At 37.8% G+C, this 21,691-nt stretch carries 17 protein-coding genes and 1 riboswitch; of the genes, 16 read left to right on the top strand and 1 reads right to left on the bottom strand.

Annotated features, from left to right (window positions below; genetic code table 11):
* Positions 1 to 242 precede the first annotated feature (242 nt).
* The 5 genes from HHU08_RS02740 to HHU08_RS02760 all read left to right on the top strand — a co-directional run bounded on the left by HHU08_RS02740 (position 243) and on the right by HHU08_RS02760 (position 6,026).
* The gene (locus HHU08_RS02740) at positions 243 to 1,214 is read left to right on the top strand and encodes a mannose/fructose/sorbose PTS transporter subunit IIA (protein WP_016204024.1); all 972 of its coding nucleotides are present in this window, start codon (positions 243 to 245) and stop codon (positions 1,212 to 1,214) included.
* A gap of 40 nt (positions 1,215 to 1,254) precedes the next feature.
* Positions 1,255 to 2,055, top strand: a complete 801-nt coding sequence (locus tag HHU08_RS02745; RefSeq protein WP_016204023.1) for a PTS mannose/fructose/sorbose transporter subunit IIC — start codon at positions 1,255 to 1,257, stop codon at positions 2,053 to 2,055.
* Positions 2,056 to 2,072: 17 nt separating this feature from the next.
* Entirely contained in the window at positions 2,073 to 2,984 is a 912-nt protein-coding gene (locus tag HHU08_RS02750) for a PTS system mannose/fructose/sorbose family transporter subunit IID (RefSeq protein WP_016204022.1), read from the top strand.
* Positions 2,985 to 3,125: 141 nt separating this feature from the next.
* On the top strand, positions 3,126 to 4,142 hold the full coding sequence (locus tag HHU08_RS02755; protein ID WP_016204021.1) for an oxidoreductase: 1,017 nt from the start codon (positions 3,126 to 3,128) through the stop codon (positions 4,140 to 4,142).
* Positions 4,143 to 4,352: 210 nt separating this feature from the next.
* Positions 4,353 to 6,026, top strand: a complete 1,674-nt coding sequence (locus tag HHU08_RS02760) for a ribonuclease J (RefSeq protein ID WP_169187748.1) — start codon at positions 4,353 to 4,355, stop codon at positions 6,024 to 6,026.
* A 127-nt stretch (positions 6,027 to 6,153) separates the two neighbouring features.
* Here HHU08_RS02760 and HHU08_RS02765 read toward each other — a convergent pair whose 3' ends face one another.
* Complete coding sequence (locus tag HHU08_RS02765; protein ID WP_169187749.1) at positions 6,154 to 7,425, bottom strand: FAD-binding protein; 1,272 nt, start codon at positions 7,423 to 7,425, stop codon at positions 6,154 to 6,156.
* A 351-nt stretch (positions 7,426 to 7,776) separates the two neighbouring features.
* On the opposite strand from HHU08_RS02765, the gene HHU08_RS02770 reads away from it, so the two are divergent.
* From HHU08_RS02770 to HHU08_RS02820, 11 genes are all read left to right on the top strand, one after another.
* Entirely contained in the window at positions 7,777 to 8,892 is a 1,116-nt protein-coding gene (locus HHU08_RS02770; protein ID WP_100525938.1) for an IS4 family transposase, read from the top strand.
* 608 nt (positions 8,893 to 9,500) lie between these two features.
* The gene (locus HHU08_RS02775; RefSeq protein ID WP_169187750.1) at positions 9,501 to 11,210 is read left to right on the top strand and encodes an NAD-dependent malic enzyme; all 1,710 of its coding nucleotides are present in this window, start codon (positions 9,501 to 9,503) and stop codon (positions 11,208 to 11,210) included.
* A 250-nt stretch (positions 11,211 to 11,460) separates the two neighbouring features.
* Positions 11,461 to 11,547: riboswitch (cyclic di-GMP riboswitch) on the top strand.
* 126 nt (positions 11,548 to 11,673) lie between these two features.
* Positions 11,674 to 12,042, top strand: coding sequence for a hypothetical protein (locus tag HHU08_RS02780; RefSeq protein ID WP_016204017.1), 369 nt, complete (start codon positions 11,674 to 11,676; stop codon positions 12,040 to 12,042).
* Positions 12,043 to 12,105: 63 nt separating this feature from the next.
* Entirely contained in the window at positions 12,106 to 12,819 is a 714-nt protein-coding gene (locus HHU08_RS02785) for a hypothetical protein (RefSeq protein ID WP_040343811.1), read from the top strand.
* A 30-nt stretch (positions 12,820 to 12,849) separates the two neighbouring features.
* Entirely contained in the window at positions 12,850 to 14,043 is a 1,194-nt protein-coding gene (locus tag HHU08_RS02790; protein WP_169187751.1) for a methyl-accepting chemotaxis protein, read from the top strand.
* Positions 14,044 to 14,202: 159 nt separating this feature from the next.
* A complete protein-coding gene (locus HHU08_RS02795) occupies positions 14,203 to 15,843 on the top strand; it encodes a pyridoxal phosphate-dependent decarboxylase family protein (protein WP_169187752.1) in 1,641 nt (546 codons plus the stop codon).
* Between the two features lie 406 nt (positions 15,844 to 16,249).
* Positions 16,250 to 17,032: a sugar phosphate isomerase/epimerase family protein gene (locus HHU08_RS02800; RefSeq protein ID WP_169187753.1), complete on the top strand. Its 783-nt coding sequence runs from the start codon at positions 16,250 to 16,252 to the stop codon at positions 17,030 to 17,032.
* Positions 17,029 to 17,838: a 5'/3'-nucleotidase SurE gene (gene surE / locus HHU08_RS02805; RefSeq protein WP_016204012.1), complete on the top strand. Its 810-nt coding sequence runs from the start codon at positions 17,029 to 17,031 to the stop codon at positions 17,836 to 17,838. Before HHU08_RS02800 ends, surE begins: the two co-directional genes overlap by 4 nt.
* On the top strand, positions 17,831 to 18,865 hold the full coding sequence (locus tag HHU08_RS02810) for an ABC transporter substrate-binding protein (protein WP_169187754.1): 1,035 nt from the start codon (positions 17,831 to 17,833) through the stop codon (positions 18,863 to 18,865). Before surE ends, HHU08_RS02810 begins: the two co-directional genes overlap by 8 nt.
* Before the next feature lie 27 nt (positions 18,866 to 18,892).
* A complete protein-coding gene (locus HHU08_RS02815) occupies positions 18,893 to 20,617 on the top strand; it encodes an ABC transporter permease (protein WP_169187755.1) in 1,725 nt (574 codons plus the stop codon).
* Complete coding sequence (locus HHU08_RS02820; protein WP_169187756.1) at positions 20,610 to 21,686, top strand: ABC transporter ATP-binding protein; 1,077 nt, start codon at positions 20,610 to 20,612, stop codon at positions 21,684 to 21,686. Before HHU08_RS02815 ends, HHU08_RS02820 begins: the two co-directional genes overlap by 8 nt.
* Positions 21,687 to 21,691 lie beyond the last annotated feature (5 nt).

The raw sequence follows: 21,691 nt of genomic DNA on the forward strand, positions 1-21,691 counted from the left end.
ATTTTTACGTGTTACTGATTCGATCAGGCATGAGTAAAAAAGTATGTTTGAATGAAGCATTAAGGGGCATTCTATACCCATAGCTTCATTTAAATTGACTTTTTACTCATGCCTTTTTTATTGTATGAAATCTGTAATCGCTTTATGTAATCGCTTTAGATGAGCTATGAAAATGCAGCTGAAAAGATATTTTAGTGGATTCTCCATATTTAGCTGTAAAAAATATAATAGGAGGTAAAAAGATGGTAGGAATTATCATTGCTAGTCACGGTGAATTTGCCAGTGGTATGTTGCAATCTGGGTCGATGATCTTCGGGGAGCAAGAAAATGTAAAAGCTGTTACATTGATGCCGAGCGAAGGACCTGCAGATGTAAAGGCAAAAATGAAAGAAGCAATTGCCTCTTTCGACAACCAAGACGAAGTACTATTCTTAGTCGATCTTTGGGGTGGAACTCCTTTCAACCAAGCCAATAGCTTGTTTGAAGAAAACAATGAAAAATGGGCAATCGTTGCTGGTATGAACTTACCAATGTTGATTGAAGCTTATGCATCACGCTTCACAATGAACACGGCACATGAAATTGCCGCACATATTTTAGGGACAGCAAAAGAAGGAGTTAAAGTAAGACCTGAAACATTAGAACCAGCAGAAACAGCTGCTACTGCAACTGCTCAACCAGTAAATGCTGGTGCTCCTGGTAAATTTGAATACGTATTAGCTCGTATTGACTCTCGTTTACTTCATGGACAAGTAGCGACTGCTTGGACAAAAACTACGCAGCCTACACGTATTATTGTTGTATCTGATGAAGTAGCGAAGGATGACCTTCGTAAGAAATTAATCCAACAGGCTGCTCCTCCAGGTGTAAAGGCACATGTGGTTCCTGTGAAAAAAATGATCGAGCTTGCAAAAGATGATCAACACTTTGGTGGTCAACGCGCATTGCTTCTATTTGAAAATCCACAAGATGCGCTTAGAGCGGTTGAGGGTGGCGTTCCATTGAAGACAATCAACGTAGGTTCGATGGCACACTCACCAGGTAAAGTTCAACCGAATAAGGTATTGGCTTTTAACCAAGACGATATTAATGCATTTGCTAAGTTAAAGGAAGCTGGTTTAAGCTTCGACGTACGTAAAGTTCCGAACGATTCAAAAGGTAACATGAATGAAATAATCAAAAAGGCGCAAGAAGAGTTAAACAAACGAAAATAATCCTATTATCGAAGAAAAAGGAGGATTAATAAACATGGATTTGAATATGATTCAAATAATATTAGTCATTATTGTAGCGTTTTTAGCTGGTGTGGAAGGAATTTTGGATGAATTCCATTTCCATCAACCAATCATTGCCTGTACGTTAGTCGGTTTAGTTACAGGGCAATTAGTACCATGTCTTATCTTGGGTGGAACCCTTCAGATGATCGCTTTAGGTTGGGCGAACATTGGAGCTGCCGTTGCACCGGATGCTGCGTTAGCATCAGTTGCATCTGCAATTATTTTAGTATTGAGTGGTCAAGGGGATGCGGGAGTATCTTCAGCAATCGCGATTGCTGTTCCACTTGCAGTAGCTGGTTTATTATTAACAATCATCGTTCGTACAATTGCAACAGGATTAGTACATTTGATGGATGCGGCAGCAAAAGAAGGAAACATTAGAAAAGTTGAACTATGGCATATTGTTGCTATCTGCTTACAGGGCTTACGTATTGCTATTCCAGCTGCATTAATTATCGCAATTGGTGCAGGTCCGGTGAGTGACTTACTTACAGCTATGCCAGATTGGTTGACAAATGGTTTAGCAATCGGTGGGGGAATGGTCGTAGCAGTTGGTTATGCAATGGTAATTAACATGATGGCTACAAAAGAAGTATGGCCATTCTTCGCAATTGGTTTCGTATTAGCGACTGTTTCACAAATTACACTTATTGGTCTTGGGGCTATCGGTGTTGCTCTTGCTCTTATCTATATTGCGCTTTCTAACAAAGGCGGCTCAGGTAATGGCGGAAACGGAAACACTGGTGATCCACTAGGCGATATTATCGATAATTACTAAGAAGGAGGGGACATACAATGGAAAAAGCATTAAAATTATCAAAAAGAGATCGTATTTCGGTTTGGTGGCGTTCTACTTTTATTCAAGGTTCTTGGAACTATGAACGTATGCAAAACGGTGGTTGGGCATTTTCGATGATTCCTGCCATTAAAAGATTATATAAATCAAAAGAAGATCGTGCTGAAGCACTAAAACGTCACTTAGAGTTCTTTAATACACATCCTTATGTAGCTTCACCTATTATTGGTGTAACATTAGCGCTTGAAGAAGAACGGGCAAATGGTGCGCCTGTTGATGATAAGGCAATTCAAGGGGTTAAAGTAGGTATGATGGGACCATTAGCTGGTATTGGAGATCCAGTTTTCTGGTTTACAGTTAAACCTATCCTTGGTGCATTAGCAGCTTCTCTTGCATTGACTGGTAACATTCTTGGACCAATTATTTACTTCTTTGCATGGAACCTTATCCGTATGGGCTTCACTTGGTATACACAAGAAGTTGGTTACAAAGCTGGGTCTAAAATTACGGACGATTTATCTGGTGGATTACTTCAAAACATCACTAAAGGGGCATCCATTCTCGGGATGTTTATCCTCGGTGCATTAGTTAACCGGTGGGTATCGGTTCAATTTACACCTGTTGTATCCTCGGTAGAGCTTGACGAAGGTGCTTATATTGATTGGGATCAGTTACCTGCTGGAGCAGAAGGGGTTAAAACCGCTTTAGAGCAACAAGCCGCAGGGCTTTCGTTAGATCCTATTAAAGTCACTACATTACAAAGTAACTTAGATAGTCTAATTCCTGGTTTAGCTGGATTATTGTTAACACTACTTTGCATGTGGTTGCTTAGAAAGAAAGTTTCTCCAATTGTTATGATTCTTGGATTGTTCGTAGTGGGGATCGTATTCCACTTAATCCACTTAATGTAATAAGTAAATAAGGCGATATAAAATAGAGAAGCACCTCTTGATATAAATTTCAAGGAGGTGCTTTTCAAATGACAAATGGCAAGAAAAATGGGATAAATAATAAAAGAAGAAATTAAACAAATATATTTTAGGAGGCTGCTTATGCTTACTATTGGTTATATTGGAAATGGAAAAAGCACAAACAGATATCATCTGCCGTTTGTGCTGCAAAGAGAGAATATAAAGGTAAAAACAATTTATCAAAGAAATCCTAAGCGGGAAAGCTGGGATCGAATTGCAGGAGTAAATTATACATCGGATTTAAATGAGCTATTAAATGACAAGGACATTCAACTTGTCGTTATTTGTACAAGACATGACAGCCATTTTGAATACACAAAACTAGCATTAGAACATAATAAACACTGTTTGGTTGAAAAACCTTTTATGGAAACCTCTGAACAGGCAAAAGAAATATTTGCAATGGCAAAAGAGAAGGGATTAATTGTTCAGGCGTATCAAAACAGACGTTTTGATAGTGATTTTTTAACTGTTCAAAAGGTTATCGAAGAAGGAAAGCTCGGGGACTTGCTGGAAGTGGAAATGCATTACGATTATTATCGTCCCGAAGTACCAGAATCTGCACAGTCCTTTAATCCTGCGGAGTCATTTTTATATGGACATGGCTGCCATACACTAGATCAGGTTATCAGCTATTTTGGCAAGCCGGATAACATCCATTATGATGTAAGGCAATTATTAGGACAAGGAAGAATGAATGATTATTTTGATTTAGACTTATATTATGATAAGGTGAAAATATCGGTAAAATCCAGTTATTTTAGGCTGAAGGAAAGACCTAGCTTCGTTGTACATGGTAAAAAGGGATGCTTTGTGAAAGAAACGAAAGATCGCCAAGAAGAGCATTTAAAGTTATTTTACATGCCTGATAACAAAGATTTTGGTATAGATACAATAAAACATTATGGAGTCCTAACATATATGGATGAAGAAGGTACAATCCACGAAGAAACAGTGAAATCTGTAAATGGTGATTATGGAAGAGTATATGACGATTTATATAAAGCGATTATTAATGGTGAAGATAAGACCATAACAGACGAACAGATTTTGCTGCAAATGGAAATACTAGAAACTGGCATTAAAAACTTTAAATAGTTCGAATGACAAGTATTATATTTTCGATTGAAGCCCCTTACTAGGGGTTTTTCTTTTTGAATGGCTGTTTTCGCATATTGCTTTTGCTATTAATCCGCAACAGTGGTGAGTCTTCTTTAATAAATGTGATTTGTTTTCTTTCCTTTCCTTTGCATGGAAATTTTACAAAAAAAGAATAATAATCATATTTAGTTTGATAGGAGGAGAATAATGAAGGTCACTGAAAATCCTTTGTCTTTTTTTGCCCTTGGTGGAATCAATGAAATCGGAAAAAACATGTATGTCGTTCAATATGAGGACGAGATTTTTGTTATTGATTGTGGCGGAAAGTTTCCTGATGAAAGCTTATTAGGTATTGATTTAATTATTCCTGACCTAACCTATTTGGAAGAGAATCGGGATAAAATCAAGGCTTTGATCGTTACCCATGGTCACGAAGATCATATTGGTGGAATACCTTATTTTCTAAGAAAATTAAGTATTCCTATTTATGCAACTAAGTTTACATTAGGCTTAATAGAATTAAAAATCGACGAACATAGGTTAAGAGGAGATACTGAATTATTGACCATAGACTCCAATACAAAGTTGGAATTTGAAAAGGTTCAAGTTTCCTTTTTTAAAGTAAGTCATAGTATACCTGACTGTCTTGGAGTTGTTTTTCATACTCCGGAAGGAAATATTGTCCATACTGGGGATTTCAAATTTGACTTAACCCCTGCCAATAACCAATATGCCGATATACATAAGATGGCAGAAATCGGTCAGCAGGGAGTCTTAGCTTTAATATCAGAAAGTACCAATGCGGAGCGTAAAGGGCTGACTCCCTCTGAACAAATGGTAGGTTCTCACATGGATGAAGCCTTTATAAAAGCAAGCGGGAAAATTTTTGTTTCTACATTTGCATCGAATGTCAATCGTGTTCAGCAAGTAGTAGAGTCGGCTATGAAAACGAATCGAAAAATTGCATTGCTTGGGCGCAGTATGGTCAATATTGTAGATGTTGCTATGGAACGTGGGTATCTTACTATGCCTGAAGGGATGTTAATCGATGCTAGCGAAGTCGATAAACTACCAGCAGAAAAGGTTGCCATACTTTGTTCAGGCAGTCAAGGAGAACCAATGGCAGTTTTATCACGGTTAGCAAGTGGAAACTTCCGTGATGTCACAATCTATCCTGGAGATACCGTTATACTTGCAGCGTCCCCAATTCCAGGAAACGAAAAAGATGTTTCGAAAATTATCGACAACTTATTTCAGTTGGGAGCTAAAGTGATTTATGGCTCTGGCAGTACTACGGGAATGCATGTTTCTGGTCATGGCTATCAGGAAGACTTAAAGCTGATGTTAACCTTGATGAAACCAACTTACTTCATTCCCATTCATGGTGAAACTCGTATGCTCCACCATCACCGGATGTTAGCTGAAGCAGTTGGAGTGGAAAAAGGAAATACCTTTATTATAAAAAACGGAGAAGTAGTCGATATCGAAAATGGAGTTGCTCGTCAGACCCGCTCTGTTCCAGCAGGAGATACATATGTGGATGGAATGGGTGTTGGCGATGTTGGAGATATCGTATTACGAGATCGAAAACAGCTATCTGAAGACGGAATGCTTGTTGTCGTTATCACCATTAGCAAGGCAGACAGGAAGATAATTTCTGGACCAGATACGATTACTCGGGGATTTGTTTATGCACGTGACTCAGATGAACTACTAAAAGAAGTAAACCGTTTGGTCAAAACGACTGTGAACGACTTGCAATCGGAGAATATTCACAAATGGAATGTAATGAAACAAAATATAAAAAAATCAGTTGGACAGTATTTATTTAATCAAACAAAGCGCAAGCCAATGATTCTTCCTATTATAATTGAGATTTAGAAACGCTGACAAGGGTGCCTACTGACTGCACCCTTGTTTAGAAGACGCTATTGCATTTCTTGTATTAATTATAGAAAGCTGTATTTCTACCTATTTCTAGCAAAAGTGATTATTTTTGTAAACGAATTCATTTTTCCTCGTTAAATATATATTTATTCAAAAAGTTATTTCGAAACTTCCCTTTAGGGTCATGTTTCAGAAGCAATTGCTGAAAAGCAGGCATCTTTTCGTATAATGACTGTATTTTGGAAGGCGAAGTAGTAAACAGTTTCCCCCAATGCGGTTTTGCTTGAAAAGGTTCAAGCTGGGCTTCGATTAATGGCAGCACCTGTTGAACTTGCTCCCATTTTTCCTGCCACGTAAAGTGAAAGGCGACGGAATCCTGCTTATAGGATGGACTTAACCAAAGTTCATCTTGGGCAATTGTTCGTACTTCTGATATAAATAAATGTGGTGCAATATGTTTACGGATTTTGCTAAGTGCACAAAGAGCGTCATAGGCATGCTCTCGGGCCAGAATGTACTCACTTTGTAACTCTTGCCCTTTACTCGGAGTGAAGTCCATTCGGAAGTGTGGCATGCGATCGAGCCAATCCCCGGGTACACCAAGCTGCGCTGTGCAATTCTTTGCTCCGACCCCAGGTACAGGATGGAGATTTTCTTTAGCCGTTTTTGCTCCAAAAAAGTCTTCTCCCAACGAAAAAGTTTGATCATTTGTTAGTTTACTTTTCAGCCACACTTGATTAAATATTTCGTCCTGCCAATTTGTAAACAGACTGACACTATAGGCACTGGAATAAATAGTATCAAAATCGTGAGCTAATTGAGCGAGCGGAAGATTTTCATAAACATCTTGCCTCATTTGATAAGTTGGCATGATGTCTAATGTTAGGGTTGTGACGATTCCAAGACCACCTAGTCCAACGACAGCGCCATGTAAATCCGCCTCTGATTTTTCTCTGGAAAAGGTTACAATACTTCCATCTGCTGTCACAACTTCCATAGAGGATACTGCTGCAGCTAGATTTTGATTGTTATTGCCTGAACCATGTGTTGCTGTTGCACATGCTCCAGCAACCGAAATGTGGGGAAGAGAGGCAAGGTTATGTAAGGCATAGCCTTGTTGTTGAAGTGCATGACAAAGATCTCCATACTTAATTCCGGCCTCCACGGTTACAGTTCCCTTTTCGTGATTAATGGTTAAGACCTTATTGAGCTTTTGTAAAGATACTATATTCTCATTCGAATCTGCAATGCTATTAAACGAGTGACGTGTTCCGATTACACGTAGTTTTGCTAAGCTTGATACTAAATGTTGAACCTCTTCAACAGATGCAGGTTCATGCCAGTTAGTTGTGCTATATTGAAAATTACCTGCCCAATTTCTTTGTAAACCCATGAGTCCCCACTCCTTTTGGCTGTTTTATCAGTTTAACTATACACATAAGAAGAAAGAATTTTCAATTATTATAATCCGTAATAGTAGTTTGAGATAAAAAAAGCATCAAAACATGACAATCTGTTAGTTTCAAGGGCATAACCTTCTATTCCTATAAGTGCTTTTTTTAATTACAAAAAAACTTCATGCTGTATTTTAGTATTATAATAATTCACTAGTGTTGCGTTAATTTAATTTAACTATTAAAAATACTTGAAATGTTCAATTTTATCATTTTATGCAAAGAAAAAGTCCTTTATAATGGATAAGTTAGGTGGTAACCCGTCCAAATCCACTAAAAAGGACTATCGCATGGACAAGATTACACGAAAAACTTCATTTGGACAATGGTTTTCACCAATAAATCTTCAATTATTTGAAGAAAACGTGAAAACGTTGAAATTAGATTTCTATACGAAAAAACTAACGACAGAGTCATTTCTAAAATTATTACTTTTTGCGCAGCTAGAAGAAGTCGAAAGTCTGCATGCGCTGAGCGATTGTCTTTTCGATGATCAACTGCAAAAGGGCATTGATCTTGATTCTATCAGTATTTCCCAACTCTCACGCCGTTTAAATGGCATGAATCCAGACTTATTCCAAAAGCTTTTCCTTGATTTAGTTTCACAAATTCATGCCAAAACGCACAACACGAAACTTGTGATGCCATTAAAAATCATTGATTCAAGCACATTGCCTCTCAATTTGACTAATCATAAATGGGCAAAATTCCGCAAAACAAAAGCGGGTGTTAAATTGCACTTACGCCTTGTGTTTATGGAAAAAGGTATATCCTATCCCGAAAAGGCCATTATGACAACGGCCAAAGAACATGACCGCGGTCAGCTTGAAGTAATGGTTGATGACAAGGAATGTATGTATGTGTTTGACCGTGGTTACTTAGACTACGAACGCTTTGATCGGATGACAGATGACGGCTACTTTTTCCTTTCTAGGCTGCGAAAAAACGCAGTCATACGGGAGGTTTACGATTTTAAACTACCCGAGAATACATCTGTTTTGTCGGATCAAATGGTGTTGATTGGTACGACGCAAAACCGTGCCGAAAATTACTTTCGTCTTCTAAAAGTGATTGATTCAAAAGGAAATGAGCTTCATTTAATCACAAATCGTTTTGATTTAAGTGCTGAAGAAATCTCAAAGATGTATAAATCACGCTGGGCGATTGAGTTATTTTTCAAATGGATTAAACAACATCTCCATATCAAAAAGTTTTACGGCCAAAGCGAATGGGCAATTCAGAATCAAGTGTTTATCGCACTTATTGTTTTTTGCCTGCATGTTCTCGCACAAATCGAGACAAAAAGTAAACGAAAAACCCTACAAATTAGCCGATATTTACGGGCAGCTTTGTGGAAACCAGCACATATTTGGCTTCGAAAGATTGAAGGAAAAACCATTCCTTAATAAACAAATTGTCGTCGTCTCTTAAGTCTAATTGTAAAAAAATTTCCAAATGGATGGATCCACCTTTAGTTGGGTATTTACTTTTTTGGCTCTTAACAGGGGACATATTTAAACTGAATATTCTAACAACATTTATGCAACACTAGTGATAATAATTTTAAAAAAACTTTTTAAAAAAGATTTGGATTAATCTCTTATGTTAGTTAAATCTTCTTAATAGCATATGTCGTTTTGCTAAATTTCATAATATAAATAAGGCTGCTTGTATCTCTTTTTTTTGAGCTTAGTAGCCTTTTGCTTTTTTTGCCTACCTTTTATTCCACTCTAAACGGACAGTAAGACTTCTCCCCCTCAAGCTTATGAGAATACGAGATAGGTGGGAGAACAACTGTCGATTGGTTCAACTAACCATCAGTGGGGGAGGAAGGAAAACCCCCATTGATGGAAGTTTCCCTTTATCCTTTACGTTATTTAGTTACAAAATAATGAATTTAAGTTAAATAGTCTAGTGGAAAAGAGCAAAAGACTTTAACATTAAAGGAAGTAGCTAGTTTTTGATAATAGAAGATTAATAGCTTTTAATTAATATAGAAAGAAGGAGCGACACAATGAGCGTATCTGAGAATGTAATTATCACAACACTAAAAGGAAAAGAAATTCTCTCTAATCCTTTTTTAAATAAAGGAGTAGCTTTTACGAATGGGGAAAGGGAAGATCTAGGTCTCGTAGGTCTGTTGCCCCCACAAGTGCTCACTCTTGATGAACAAGTGAATAGAGTTTATGAGCAATTCTCACTGTTAACCACAAATCTTCAAAAAAATCGTTTTCTTTATGATTTATATAACCGTAATGTTGTTCTGTTTTACCAACTTATAAAGGAACGCATAGCGGAAATGCTCCCAATCATTTATACACCTACTGTCGGTGAGGTTATCCAGTCATATTCTCATAGCTATCGCCGTCCGGGTGGATTATATCTTTCTATTGATAATCCTGAAGGCGTGGAAAAAGCATTTCATAATCTTGGAAAGTCTAAAAATGAGATTGATTTAATCGTCATCACGGATTCTGAAAGTATCCTTGGTATTGGGGATCAAGGGGTTGGTGGTATAGATATTGCGATAGGTAAACTAGCAGTATATACAGCTGCAGCAGGTATCGATCCAAGCCGTGTTCTGCCAGTTGTGTTGGATGTTGGTACGAACAATCAATCTTTAATTGAAGACCCTATCTATATTGGTAATAAATTCCCTCGTGTCCGTGGTGAACGTTATGACGAGTTCGTTGATTTGTTCATTCATACTGCAAGAAAGTTTTTCCCAGAAGTACTTCTTCATTGGGAGGATTTTGGCAATGTGAATGCACGAAATATTTTAAATAAATATGGTGATAATATTCTTACCTTTAATGATGACATCCAAGGAACAGGTGCGGTGACTCTTGCTGCTGTTATGTCTGCGTTGAAAGTCACAGGAGCTTCTCTGAAGGATCAACGTATTATTGTCTTTGGACCAGGTGCTGGTGGTCTCGGTAACGCGGATCAATTGGTAGATGCCATGCTGAGTGAAGGATTAACAATGGAAGAAGCTTATAATCGTTTTTGGGCTATTGACTATCGAGGGTTATTGACAGATGAAACACCTGATGTCTTTAAATTCCAATTGCCTTATGTAAGAAAAGCGGAGGAAGTAAAGGATTGGGATAAGAATAAGAACGGAATCATAGCATTAATGGAAGTAGTTAAGCGAGTGAAACCAACTATCCTAATTGGTACTTCTGGCCAAGCAGGCGCTTTTACGGAGGAGATTGTGAAAGAAATGGCAAAGTATGTGGAACGCCCAATCATTATGCCTATGTCCAATCCTACTAAATTGGCTGAAGCAGTGCCGGAAAACTTGATTAAATGGACAGATGGCAAGGCTTTAATTGCAACAGGCAGCCCTTTTGCCAATGTAGAATATAATGGTGTTTCCTATGAAATTGGGCAGTCAAATAATGCATTTATATTCCCAGGCTTGGGACTAGGAGCTATTGTTGCAAAAGCACAAATTTTTTCAAAAGGAATGTTCGCAGCAGCAGCCAATGCGGTCGCGAAGATGTGCGAGACTAACCAACCAGGTGCATCATTACTTCCTTCGATTGAAAAATTATATGAAGTATCTATCTATGTTGCGATTGAAGTGGCAAAGACTGCTATAGAGGAAGGGATTGCAAGAGCAGAGATAACGGTTACGGATGTTCCAAAAGCTGTAGAAGATGCAGTTTGGCAGCCTGAGTATAAAGAGATTAAGAGCGTCGGTATTTGGGCACATGTTTAATAATGATGAGGATTGATTAGTAAACTAAGTTTGTTACTTCTAGTAATAGTCGACCTTTCGACACTAGGAGTAACAGGCTTTTAATTTTTGTAGAGATTTATCTTATGTCTACTAGTTGGATCAGAGTAATTAGAACTATTTTTGTAAAAATGACGATGAAGAAAAAATACTAGTATCGACAAAAAATGACAAGTTCTTTATAATTATATAGTAATATATATATATGATATTAGAACTATTGTTTTTCTATAATGAATAAAGGCAAACTTATCGAAAGGTAAGGACGCAAAGCTACGAGTCTAAAATCCTTCTGGATAATGATAGTCGGGTTGCCAAACATAACATCAAGCGATTATTTGGCTATCCCTATTTATCTATGTCTGGGATAGCTATTTTGTTTTGGACTTCTGTGGAAAATGTTGAAAATATAAAGTAGGTAGACTAAAAGAAAAGGAGATTAGTGATGATTGTAGTAGACAAAAAGAAGTATAAGATGGCAATAGATGAAAACGCAAAAGAAGTACATGTTCAGGTACATGGATTGATGAGAGCGGAAGACGCTGAAGGGTATATGGTTGATTTACAGGATACGATAAATAAAGTATCAAGAAAAGATTATACCTTTGTTGTTGATGGTACCCACCAAACGCCTGTTCCGTCAAAGGTTGTACCACAGCTGGAACAAACGATGCAATTTTATTGTAGCTTAGGTTTTAAGGATGTTATTGTAGTGAAACCCTCATCTAAAATTGCTCAAGTGCAAATTAGAAATGCCCTTGAAAGAATTGATTTTACTGGTACATTTATTGATCGTGTATCTCATTCTATGTAAGGCTAGGTATCAAGTAATACGAAGGGGTTTTTTATCTAATGAGTAGAAGGGACGTTGGGAAAATTGCAAAAAACACAAGCTTTATACACATATGAGATTATCACAAAGGAACAAACAGCTTTAATCGAAAAGGCTGCAAATTGTCTTGCCAGCTCTTTTATTGGAGTAGATGTAGTGGGGAAATGGGTTCAAGAGCCGATGGTTGGTCAATTAAATATAGGCTATGAAGATTTCTATCAATTTACGAAGGATTATCTAGATTCTACCATTGAGCAAGGATATTGTGCAGTCGCTCTAGATAGCAGTCATAATGTGGTTGGTGTACTTGCTGGAGATACAAATGCGCCGGAGATTATTGGAGAAGATGTATTTGAAGGTTCTTTTTCTGATATGAATGTTATCCTTCACGTTTTGGAAGATGTGGATAAACGTTTCATGGCAGATTATAAAGAACGTACTGGGAATGATATGAAGAATGGGGAAATGCTACATTTATTCATGTTAGGAGTAACGGCTGAACAGGAACGTCACGAAGTTATTAAGGAATTAGGAAATATATTAATAACGAAAGCAGCTGCACAAGGATTGAAGGCTGTTTTAGGAGAAGCGACAAACCCTAAGTCCATGCGTGTGATGGAGAAATATCATAATATGGTGAAATATAGAGATGTAGATGGAAATTATATTGTTCATAAGTATCAAGAGAATAGCAGACTTAATAGAATCCCTTCAACAATAGCTGACGGAACATATATCATTATTAAAGAACTGAAATAAATAATATAAAAATAGGAGAGTTAATTAATCATGGAAGCTATATTGCTAGGTATTATTGTTATCTTATTAGTTACAACAGTGTATTTTGCTTACCGATATTTTTCACTGAAACATCATCCGCATATCAATAATGAAATAATAAATGGGATGAAAGAAATAGCAGCAGGTAATATGAGTAGCAAAGTGGAGGGGACAAGCTCTTATCATGCTACATTTAATCAACTAATTGAGTTTTTAGATCGTATTAGAGAGAAGTTTTTTTCCTTTTCAGTAAATGTGCATAAAAAGGGAGAAAACTTAGCTGAAATTGGTGAATATGCTACAGAAAAAGCTGATATTGTTAGAGCTGCTATTGACGAGGTAGGCAGAGGGTTACAAAAACAATTAATAGCTACAGAGGAAAGCGCGCTATCGATGGAAGAAATGGCTCAGGCAATCGAAGATTTATCGATAAGATCCAATCAAATTTCTGAACAATCCAATACTACTTTAGAATTGACGGAAGAAGGAAATGAGAAGTTAAAGGACTCTTTAGAAAAAATGGAGCAATTTAACCAAACGATCAATACAACCTTCCATGCTATTAACAAACTTGGAGAAAAGTCTCAAGAAATAGGTACAATTGTAAAAGTAATTACGGGGATTTCCGAACAAATTAACTTATTGGCATTGAACGCAGCAATTGAAGCAGCTCGTGCAGGGGAACACGGTAAAGGCTTTGCCGTTGTAGCAGATGAGGTACGAAAGCTGGCTGAACAGTCTCGTCAATCTTCTTCTGAAGTATCAAATATTGTAAAAAATATCCAAGAAGAAACGGGTATAGTTGTAAAATCAATGCAACAGGGAACAGAAGAGTTTAAAGATACAAACACGAACATTTTAGAGGTTGGAACGATGTTCGAAAAAATTCTCGCTACTACAAAAACCATTGCCGAAAATAATACAAATTCTTCTGCAAGTACGGAGGAATTGTCTTCTTCTTCCCAGCAAATTATGACAACCATTGTACAGATAGCATCTATCTCACGAGAATCGGTTGAAATGTTTGAGGAATTAATTGAAATTAGTGATGATGAACTACAAACGATGCAAAAACTAGTGCAAGAAGCAGAGAACCTTTTAGCATTGAAAAATGATGTAGACAAACTACTATCTACTTGGAATCAAGGTGCTGAAACAGAAGTGGATCAACTTGCTCAAGATAAGGTTAGCGTAGCAATATAAAGATAAATAGCTTCTCATAGGTTAATCACTCCTATGAGAAGTTTCACTTTATGTCCGCCTTGGTGTGGGCCTTTTTATTTGGACTTGTCTGTTGTAGCGGGATTATCAAATTGTTTAAATAAAAACTACTTCTAGTAAAAATATCAAGGAGGTCAAACGATGAAGGAAATACAAAAATTGTTTCCTAGTATGGACGGAAATGACTTTCAAAGAGAGGAATTATTGTCCTATTTTAAGACGATTTTAACGAAGATAGATGAATTAAAGGATCCTAACAAACTAACACTTGGAGAGATGCCAGAGTACACAGAGGATTATTATAATCGTATTATTCAAAAAGCAGACGTTCCGACAACGGGTGTGCCAATGGATGAAGTGATGGCAGAGCTTCTAAAGTTGGTAGATGGCCATCGTTATGTCAATCGAAACTATGTTGCGAATGCTGCGCCTCTTCCGAATATTGCTAGTATTATCGGGAATTTAGTGATGGTGCTTGTTAATGGAAACAATCTTTGGGATGTGGAAGGCCCAGCAGCAGCTACGGCAGAGGTCGAAGTCACAAGTATGTTGTCCAAACTAATCGGATATGATGAAAATTTAAGTGCAGGATATACAACGTGGGGAGGACAAGGGGCTGTCTTTAACTCTTTACGTCTTGCAATCGCCCGCTATGCGCCAACCTCTAATCAAATAGGTATACCTAGAAATCTATACTGCTTCTGTTCCGAACTTTCCCACTATAGTTTGTATAAATCTGTAGAGGCAGCGGGAATTGGCGTAGAAAATATGATTCGTGTGAAAGTGAATCACGACCATTCTATGAATATAGAAGACTTGAAAGAAAAAATGGAGCAGGTAATAGCAAAAGGCGGTGTTCCTCTTTATGTTCTTGCTACAATGGGAACAACCGATACATTTGGAATTGACAACTTAGAGGAAATTAAGCAGGTTGCCGAAGAGCTAGAGAGCACGCATTGCCTAAGCCCAATCTATATTCACGCAGACACAGCGATGGGAGGGATGTACACCTTCTTTAATAATTACGACTTTGAAAGCAATCCTTTAGGATTGGAGGACAATATTAAGGAGGTACTGAAATCTTATCAACAGAAGTTTAAACATATCAAACTTGCAGATAGTATGGTTTTTGATTTCCATAAGTTGGGGCAAACGCCGTATATTACGAGTTTATTTTTGATTAAGAACAGAGAGAACCTTAAGTATGTTGATTTAGATGAAGAGGAAACTCCATATGTTGGGAATCGTGGTTACGGTAGCTATCATACAGGCTACACACTCGAATGCTCGCGAATGGGAAGCGCTATGGCGATTTATGCCTCCCTATTAGCATTCGGCATGGAAGGATATCAAAAGCTTTTAGCTAACTATATTCGCGTTAATATTAAATTTAGAGAGACGTTAACAAAAGAAATTTCGAATGTAGCAATTACGAATGAAATTTCACCGATTACGACATTCCGCTTTTATCCTGAAGAGCCGAAATGGAAAGATGAATGGAATGGACTTTTAACTGCTGAAGAAATGATAGAAATCAATCAATTTAATGATGAGTTTGCAGAAGTAATTGGTGCTGAACGAGATACGGTCTTCTATGGAAATACAAAAAAGCAGCGTCTCGTAGAATCAGCAAATTCAAGCAAGCGAATCCCTGTATATGCACATAAATTTTTCACGATCTCACCGTATTCAACGGTAGAAGAGGTTGACCGTTATGTTGAATTTCTAAGAGAGCATATAGTATTTTTTCTGAAAACAAAAAACGCCGTTCCATTGAAGTAAAATCTCAAAATTTCAAAGGAGAAAATTACTTATATCGTGACGGTTTTTAGAAGTCCATACATCCTGAGTATTATATTTGATAAATAAATTTCTCTTCAAAATAGAAGGGGAATTTATTTTTGTCTTTGCGAAAATAGGCATTATTTATAAAAGGATTTCAGCCTCAGACAAATTTTCCCCTTAAACAGCAATGTATTTTAACAAAGTGTAAATAATTTACTCTACTTTTACAAAAAGTCGTACTTTCATTGCAAAAACAATTATCTCTTCGCGAGTTATCTGAATTTTCTTCATAATATCTTTACATTCGCCCCCAAAGTAGCTTTATATTTCTTTTCTAAAATTTAATTAGTAGAGAAAATAACCTATATAAATTAAATTCTATCAAAAGGAGTGAAGTACTTTTATGCATTTTGCTTCCACGTTAGCTTGGGCGTATCCAGTAGACAAAGTGGTCCAGCTTGCCAAGCAGAGCGAATTATTAGGATTGGAAGTTTGGGCAGAACATGTTTGGTTTCATGGAACAAATCCAAAAAAAATCCGTGAAGCAAATCAGGATGGCTCTCTCAACCTGACCGTACATGCGGCTAGCTGGGATTTAAATATTTGTTCTTTAGAAAGAGAAATAAGAGAAAGCTCGGTAAGACAAATCCAGCATTCCATTAAGTTAGCAGATGAGATAGGTGCAGACTCGATAACATTTCACCCCGGGAGGTTGACGCTACCACAGATTAAACAAGAAATATACGAAACGCTAATGAAGGACTCTATTTTTACCTTAATGGAAACAGCAAAGCAATACAAGAAAAGCCTTAGTATGGAATTAATGGAGGTAAAGCCAAAGGAATTTGTGACAAATCCTGATACGATGAACCGATTGATTGCGGATTTTTTACCGGAATTAAAAACAACTTTTGATGTCGCTCATATTTCGGAGGATATTCCTCGGCGTGCGTTTGCCCAATTACTAAACGTGGACAAAATTCATATAAGTGATAATTCTGTAAGCCAGCTACATGTTCCACTTGGGACAGGAATACTCGACAGCTATGTATTAGAAGAATTTCTTTCTATTTCCCATCTTCCCGTTGTAGTCGAGGGCTTTGATGCATCGGAAAGCTTGAACTGGTGGAATCATAATCTTCACTATTTAAAAAGCCTGGAAATGATTAAGGGGGTGCATCAATGAAAGTTCTGGTGACGAACGACGATGGTATTTTTGCTCCTGGCCTTCAGGCGTTAGTGGAAGTATTGCAACATTTTGCGGATGTTTATGTGGCTTGTCCAGATCAGGAAAGAAGTGCAGTCAGTCATTCCATTACCTTAAGAGTCCCCTTAAAGGCAAAGCCACTGCCGCTTTTTCCTGGTGCGAAAGGATGCTGGGCAGTTAATGGAACACCAGCAGATTGTGTGAAGCTCGGAATCGAAGTACTGATGAAAGAACCACCAAACTTTGTTATCTCAGGAATAAATCTTGGACCAAATCTAGGCCGCGATCTTTATTACTCAGGCACTATGGCTGGAGCAGTGGAAGGTTTGCTTTATGGAATTCCTGCTGTAGCAGTATCATTAAATGCCTTTTCTGACATGGATATTAATTATGAAAAAGTAAAAAAGCTTTTTTATCCCATTATGGAGGTACTGTTACAGAATAAGCTTCCAAAGGGTGTTTTCCTAAATGTGAACTTACCTTATTTATCAAGAGAAGTTTATAAGGGGGTCCGTATTGTTCCTCTAGATATGAATGTAGCAAGGTATTCATATGTTGGCTTAAATGATCCACATGGACAAGTTTATTACTGGCTGAAGGATCAGCTTCATAATATGAAGGATTTGGATAAAGAAAGTGATTACTATCTATTGAGAGAGGGCTTTGTGACAATATCACCGATTGAGTTTAGAACATTTCATAGAAGAAAAAAAGAACAAATTGAACGATGGTTTGCTCATTTAAATTTTGGCAGTACAGATGAGGAGGAAATTGATTATGCGTAAATGGTTGCTTGTATTAATAATGGGAATATTGATGGTATTTGCTGCAGGATGTGGAAGTAAGGAAGAAACAAGTAATGCTTCTGAAAATACTGATTCGGCAGAGTCAAAGCTAGAGGGAACACTTAATTTCTATACCTCTCAGCCGGATGCAGATGCTGCTAAATTAGTAGAAGCATTTCATGCTAAATATCCGGATGTGAAGGTGGAAACGTTCCGTTCTGGAACAGAAGAAGTAATTTCAAAAATTAAAGCAGAAAAAATGGCTGGAAAGATTCAGGCAGATGTACTACTAGTAGCGGATGCGGTAACATTTGAAAGTCTAAAAGAAGAAGATATGCTTCAAACATATGAATCGGAAGAAGCTGCTGAAATTCCATCAGAATTGGTCGATCCAGATCATACTTACTATGGAACGAAAGTAATGGCTACTGGATTGGTTGTCAACACGCAAAATGTAAAAGAAATGCCAACAAGCTGGAATGTGCTTGCTTCTAAAGATACAAAAGGAAAAATTATCATGCCAAGTCCATTATATTCCGGGGCTGCTGCTTATAATTTAGGTGTGTTCACTCGCCAAGATAACTTTGGTTGGGATTTCTACAAAAATATTGCTACAAATGATGTAACAGTTACAAAAGGGAATGGTGATGTACTTAAAGGAGTAGCTGGTGGGGAAAAAGACTACGGTATGATTGTTGACTATCTCGTGACACGAGCTAAGGCAGAAGGATCTCCAGTAGAGTTGGTTTATCCTGAAGAAGGTGTACCAGTTATTACGGAACCGATTGGAATTATGAAGGATGCGGAACATATGAATGCAGCTAAAGCTTTCGTAGATTTCGTTCTTTCTGAGGAAGGACAAAAGCTTGCTTCTGAGCTTGGTTATACACCAATTCGTAAAGGAGTGGAAGCTCCAGAAGGACTTAAAACAATTGATGAAATGAAGGTTATTTCTGCAGATGTTCAAGCGTTATTCAAGGCTAGAGAGGCGGATAAGAAGGAATTTGAAACAGTAATCAGTGAATAGAACACTTTTTAAGAAGGAGTGGACATAATGAACTCACATCTTCAGCGTTCAGAAAGGAAGACGGAAGCTTTATTGCCGTTCTCCTTTTCTCATTTTTCCCGAAATTGGTGGGGAGTTCCAGGTTTTCTATTACTAATATTTGTATTTTTGCTTCCGGTTTGTCGGCTCGTCTGGCTGAGTTTGTCCTCTAGTGAGGGCGTTGGTCTTCAGCTTTATCAGGAAGTACTGTTAGAAAAGGCAACGTGGAAAACAATACAGAATACGATTGTTATTACTATTTCAAGTACATTACTCGCCTTATTATTAGGAGTAGGGCTTGCATTTGTAATGGCCTATTTAAATATTAGGGCAAAAAAGTGGCTGCAATTGCTCATCTTTTTACCCTTTTTAATCCCGTCGTATGTAGCAACACTTGCTTGGGTGCAATTTTTTGGTGGAAATGGTCCAATTCAGTTTCTTTTTAATAAATCTATCAATTTGTACAGCACGGGAGGAATCATTTTTGTTCTTGGACTTTCCCATTATCCACTTGTTTATTTGATGAGTGTAGAGGTACTCCGCCGGATACCTAGAGAATTGAAAGATGCTGCCAGCACTTCTGGAGCATCTGGGAGAGTTGTTTTTCGAAAAGTTATTTTTCCGATGGCGCTCCCAGGAATTGCAAGTGGTGGTATTCTTGCTTTTTTATCTAATATTGATAACTTCGGTATTCCAGCTTTCCTTGGTATTCCAGCCAATATTCGTGTTTTAAGCACTTATATTTATGAACAGATCATTGGATATGGTCCGTCTGCCTTTTCGAGGGCTGCCGTGCTTTCCGTTATTTTGGGCGTAATTGCTCTTATTGGTACATTAGTCCAATGGGCGATAATTAGAAAAAGCAATGTCAGTGAAACCGCGGCAAGAGATATGGAGCCAAGGTATTTCCTTTCAAGAGGCTGGCGGAATTTAGCGGAGTTGGTACTATGGATTTTTCTATTGCTTACAACGCTTGTGCCTTTGATTGTTATGGCGTCGACATCCTTTATTAAAGCATATGGATTATCTCTATCATGGGAAAATCTTTCTTTAAAAAACTATATGTATCTATTATTCGAGGATGCTAAAACTGGAGCCGCAATAGGAAATAGTATAACCCTTGCTTTGACAACGATGTTAATTTGTATGGTAATTGGAACAGCTATTGCCTATCTTCGCTTTAAAAAGCCATCGTTGTTTGTGAAAGCTTCGGAGATTATCGTAACGATTCCGTATGCTTTGCCAGGAACTGTTTTTGCTTTGGCTATTATATTAATGTGGCTTCAGCCTTTACCGGGAGTACAACCAGGTATTTATGGAACGATATGGATTTTACTTATTGCTTATATAACTCGCTTTACTGTATTGCAAATGCGAGGAAGCCTGACTGCCTTTTCACAAATTGATCCTACCATGGAGGAAGCAGCAAGAATTTCAGGTGCAAGAGCTGTGGCTAAATGGAGAAGTATCCTTTTTCCGCTGCTAATGCCTGGTGTATTAAGCGGGGCAGCTCTTGTGTTTTTGACTGCCTTGACAGAGCTTACTGTTTCCAGTCTTCTATGGTCGAGTGGTTCTGAAACGATTGGTGTAGTTATCTTTAGCTTTGAGCAAGCAGGATACACCACTTACTCCACCGCATTTTCAACCTTAATAGTCGGAGCTGTACTGATAATGGGAATTATGTTTGTTCTATTAGAAAAAATATGGAAGCAGAAGGTGATAAAGAGTGATTAGTATCGATGGGTTAAAAAAGAACTATGGGAACTTTACAGCCTTGGATAATATTAATTTAGAACTTCTGAATGGAGAATTTATCGCTATTCTTGGTCCTTCTGGATGTGGGAAGACGACATTGTTACGGCTTTTGGCAGGGTTTATGAAGCCGACAGAAGGAACGATTACCATAGATAATGAACTGGCAGCAAGCTCTAATAAACTTGTTCCACCTGAAAAAAGGAATATTAGTATGGTATTTCAGTCCTTTGCATTATGGCCGCATATGACGGTGGAAGAACATATTCGGTTCCCTCTAAAACATCATCGATTTGGCAAAACAAAGGGTAAGGAAGAACAAGCAATAAAAGTTGTGGAAGCATTGGAAATGGTGGGGCTTTCTCATTTAAAAGACCGTTATCCTGCTGAACTTTCTGGAGGTCAAAAACAACGTGTTGCCCTTGCTCGTGCTATCGTCTCGAAGCCATCGCTACTTTTGATGGATGAACCATTAAGTGCGCTTGATGCAGAGCTTCGCATGGAGATGAGAAGAGAGATAGGGACGATTCACCGGAAACTAGGGACTACCATTATTTATGTTACTCATGATCAAGGAGAAGCCTTGGCGATGGCTGATAGAATTGTCGTGATGAATGACGGAAAAATAGAGCAGATTGGTACTCCAGAAAGTATTTATAACGCTCCGCAGTCAGTATTTGTGTCCACCTTTGTAGGGAAAAGTAATCTGATAAAAGGGGAGTGGGTTGGAGAGAACCGATTTATTCCAGCGAATTTTCCTTCTGTGTCTTGGCAAGACATTGGAATATCAAAAGAAATAAAAGCTCAAAATCTATACCCTGTCCGTCCGGAACAATGGAAACTCGGTGAGGCAGAACAGAATCAAATGACGGGAATTGTTCAATTTGCCCAGTTCCAAGGAAATGAAATTCATTATAGTATTCAGTCGGGCGAAGAGACGATTAATGTTTATGCTTCTGTTTTTGAAAAACGATTCTTACCAGGAGACACTGTTTCATTAAAAATCTATACCGGTGTAGAGGAAAGAGTTCTGTTAGCCAGCAGCAGATAAAAAAG

Source organism: Niallia alba (assembly GCF_012933555.1).
Classification (GTDB): domain Bacteria; phylum Bacillota; class Bacilli; order Bacillales; family Cytobacillaceae; genus Niallia; species Niallia alba.

Excerpts from the sequence above, each read along its gene's own strand:
- HHU08_RS02800 (WP_169187753.1), top strand. The coding sequence starts at position 16,250 with ATGCATTTTGCTTCCACGTTAGCTTGGGCGTATCCAGTAGACAAAGTG.
- HHU08_RS02815 (WP_169187755.1), top strand. The coding sequence starts at position 18,893 with ATGAACTCACATCTTCAGCGTTCAGAAAGGAAGACGGAAGCTTTATTG.
- HHU08_RS02770 (WP_100525938.1), top strand. The coding sequence starts at position 7,777 with ATGGACAAGATTACACGAAAAACTTCATTTGGACAATGGTTTTCACCA.
- HHU08_RS02775 (WP_169187750.1), top strand. The coding sequence starts at position 9,501 with ATGAGCGTATCTGAGAATGTAATTATCACAACACTAAAAGGAAAAGAA.
- HHU08_RS02790 (WP_169187751.1), top strand. The coding sequence starts at position 12,850 with ATGGAAGCTATATTGCTAGGTATTATTGTTATCTTATTAGTTACAACA.
- HHU08_RS02755 (WP_016204021.1), top strand. The coding sequence starts at position 3,126 with ATGCTTACTATTGGTTATATTGGAAATGGAAAAAGCACAAACAGATAT.
- HHU08_RS02760 (WP_169187748.1), top strand. The coding sequence starts at position 4,353 with ATGAAGGTCACTGAAAATCCTTTGTCTTTTTTTGCCCTTGGTGGAATC.
- surE (WP_016204012.1), top strand. The coding sequence starts at position 17,029 with ATGAAAGTTCTGGTGACGAACGACGATGGTATTTTTGCTCCTGGCCTT.
- HHU08_RS02795 (WP_169187752.1), top strand. The coding sequence starts at position 14,203 with ATGAAGGAAATACAAAAATTGTTTCCTAGTATGGACGGAAATGACTTT.
- HHU08_RS02740 (WP_016204024.1), top strand. The coding sequence starts at position 243 with ATGGTAGGAATTATCATTGCTAGTCACGGTGAATTTGCCAGTGGTATG.
- HHU08_RS02810 (WP_169187754.1), top strand. The coding sequence starts at position 17,831 with ATGCGTAAATGGTTGCTTGTATTAATAATGGGAATATTGATGGTATTT.
- HHU08_RS02780 (WP_016204017.1), top strand. The coding sequence starts at position 11,674 with ATGATTGTAGTAGACAAAAAGAAGTATAAGATGGCAATAGATGAAAAC.
- HHU08_RS02765 (WP_169187749.1), bottom strand. The coding sequence starts at position 7,425 with ATGGGTTTACAAAGAAATTGGGCAGGTAATTTTCAATATAGCACAACT.
- HHU08_RS02750 (WP_016204022.1), top strand. The coding sequence starts at position 2,073 with ATGGAAAAAGCATTAAAATTATCAAAAAGAGATCGTATTTCGGTTTGG.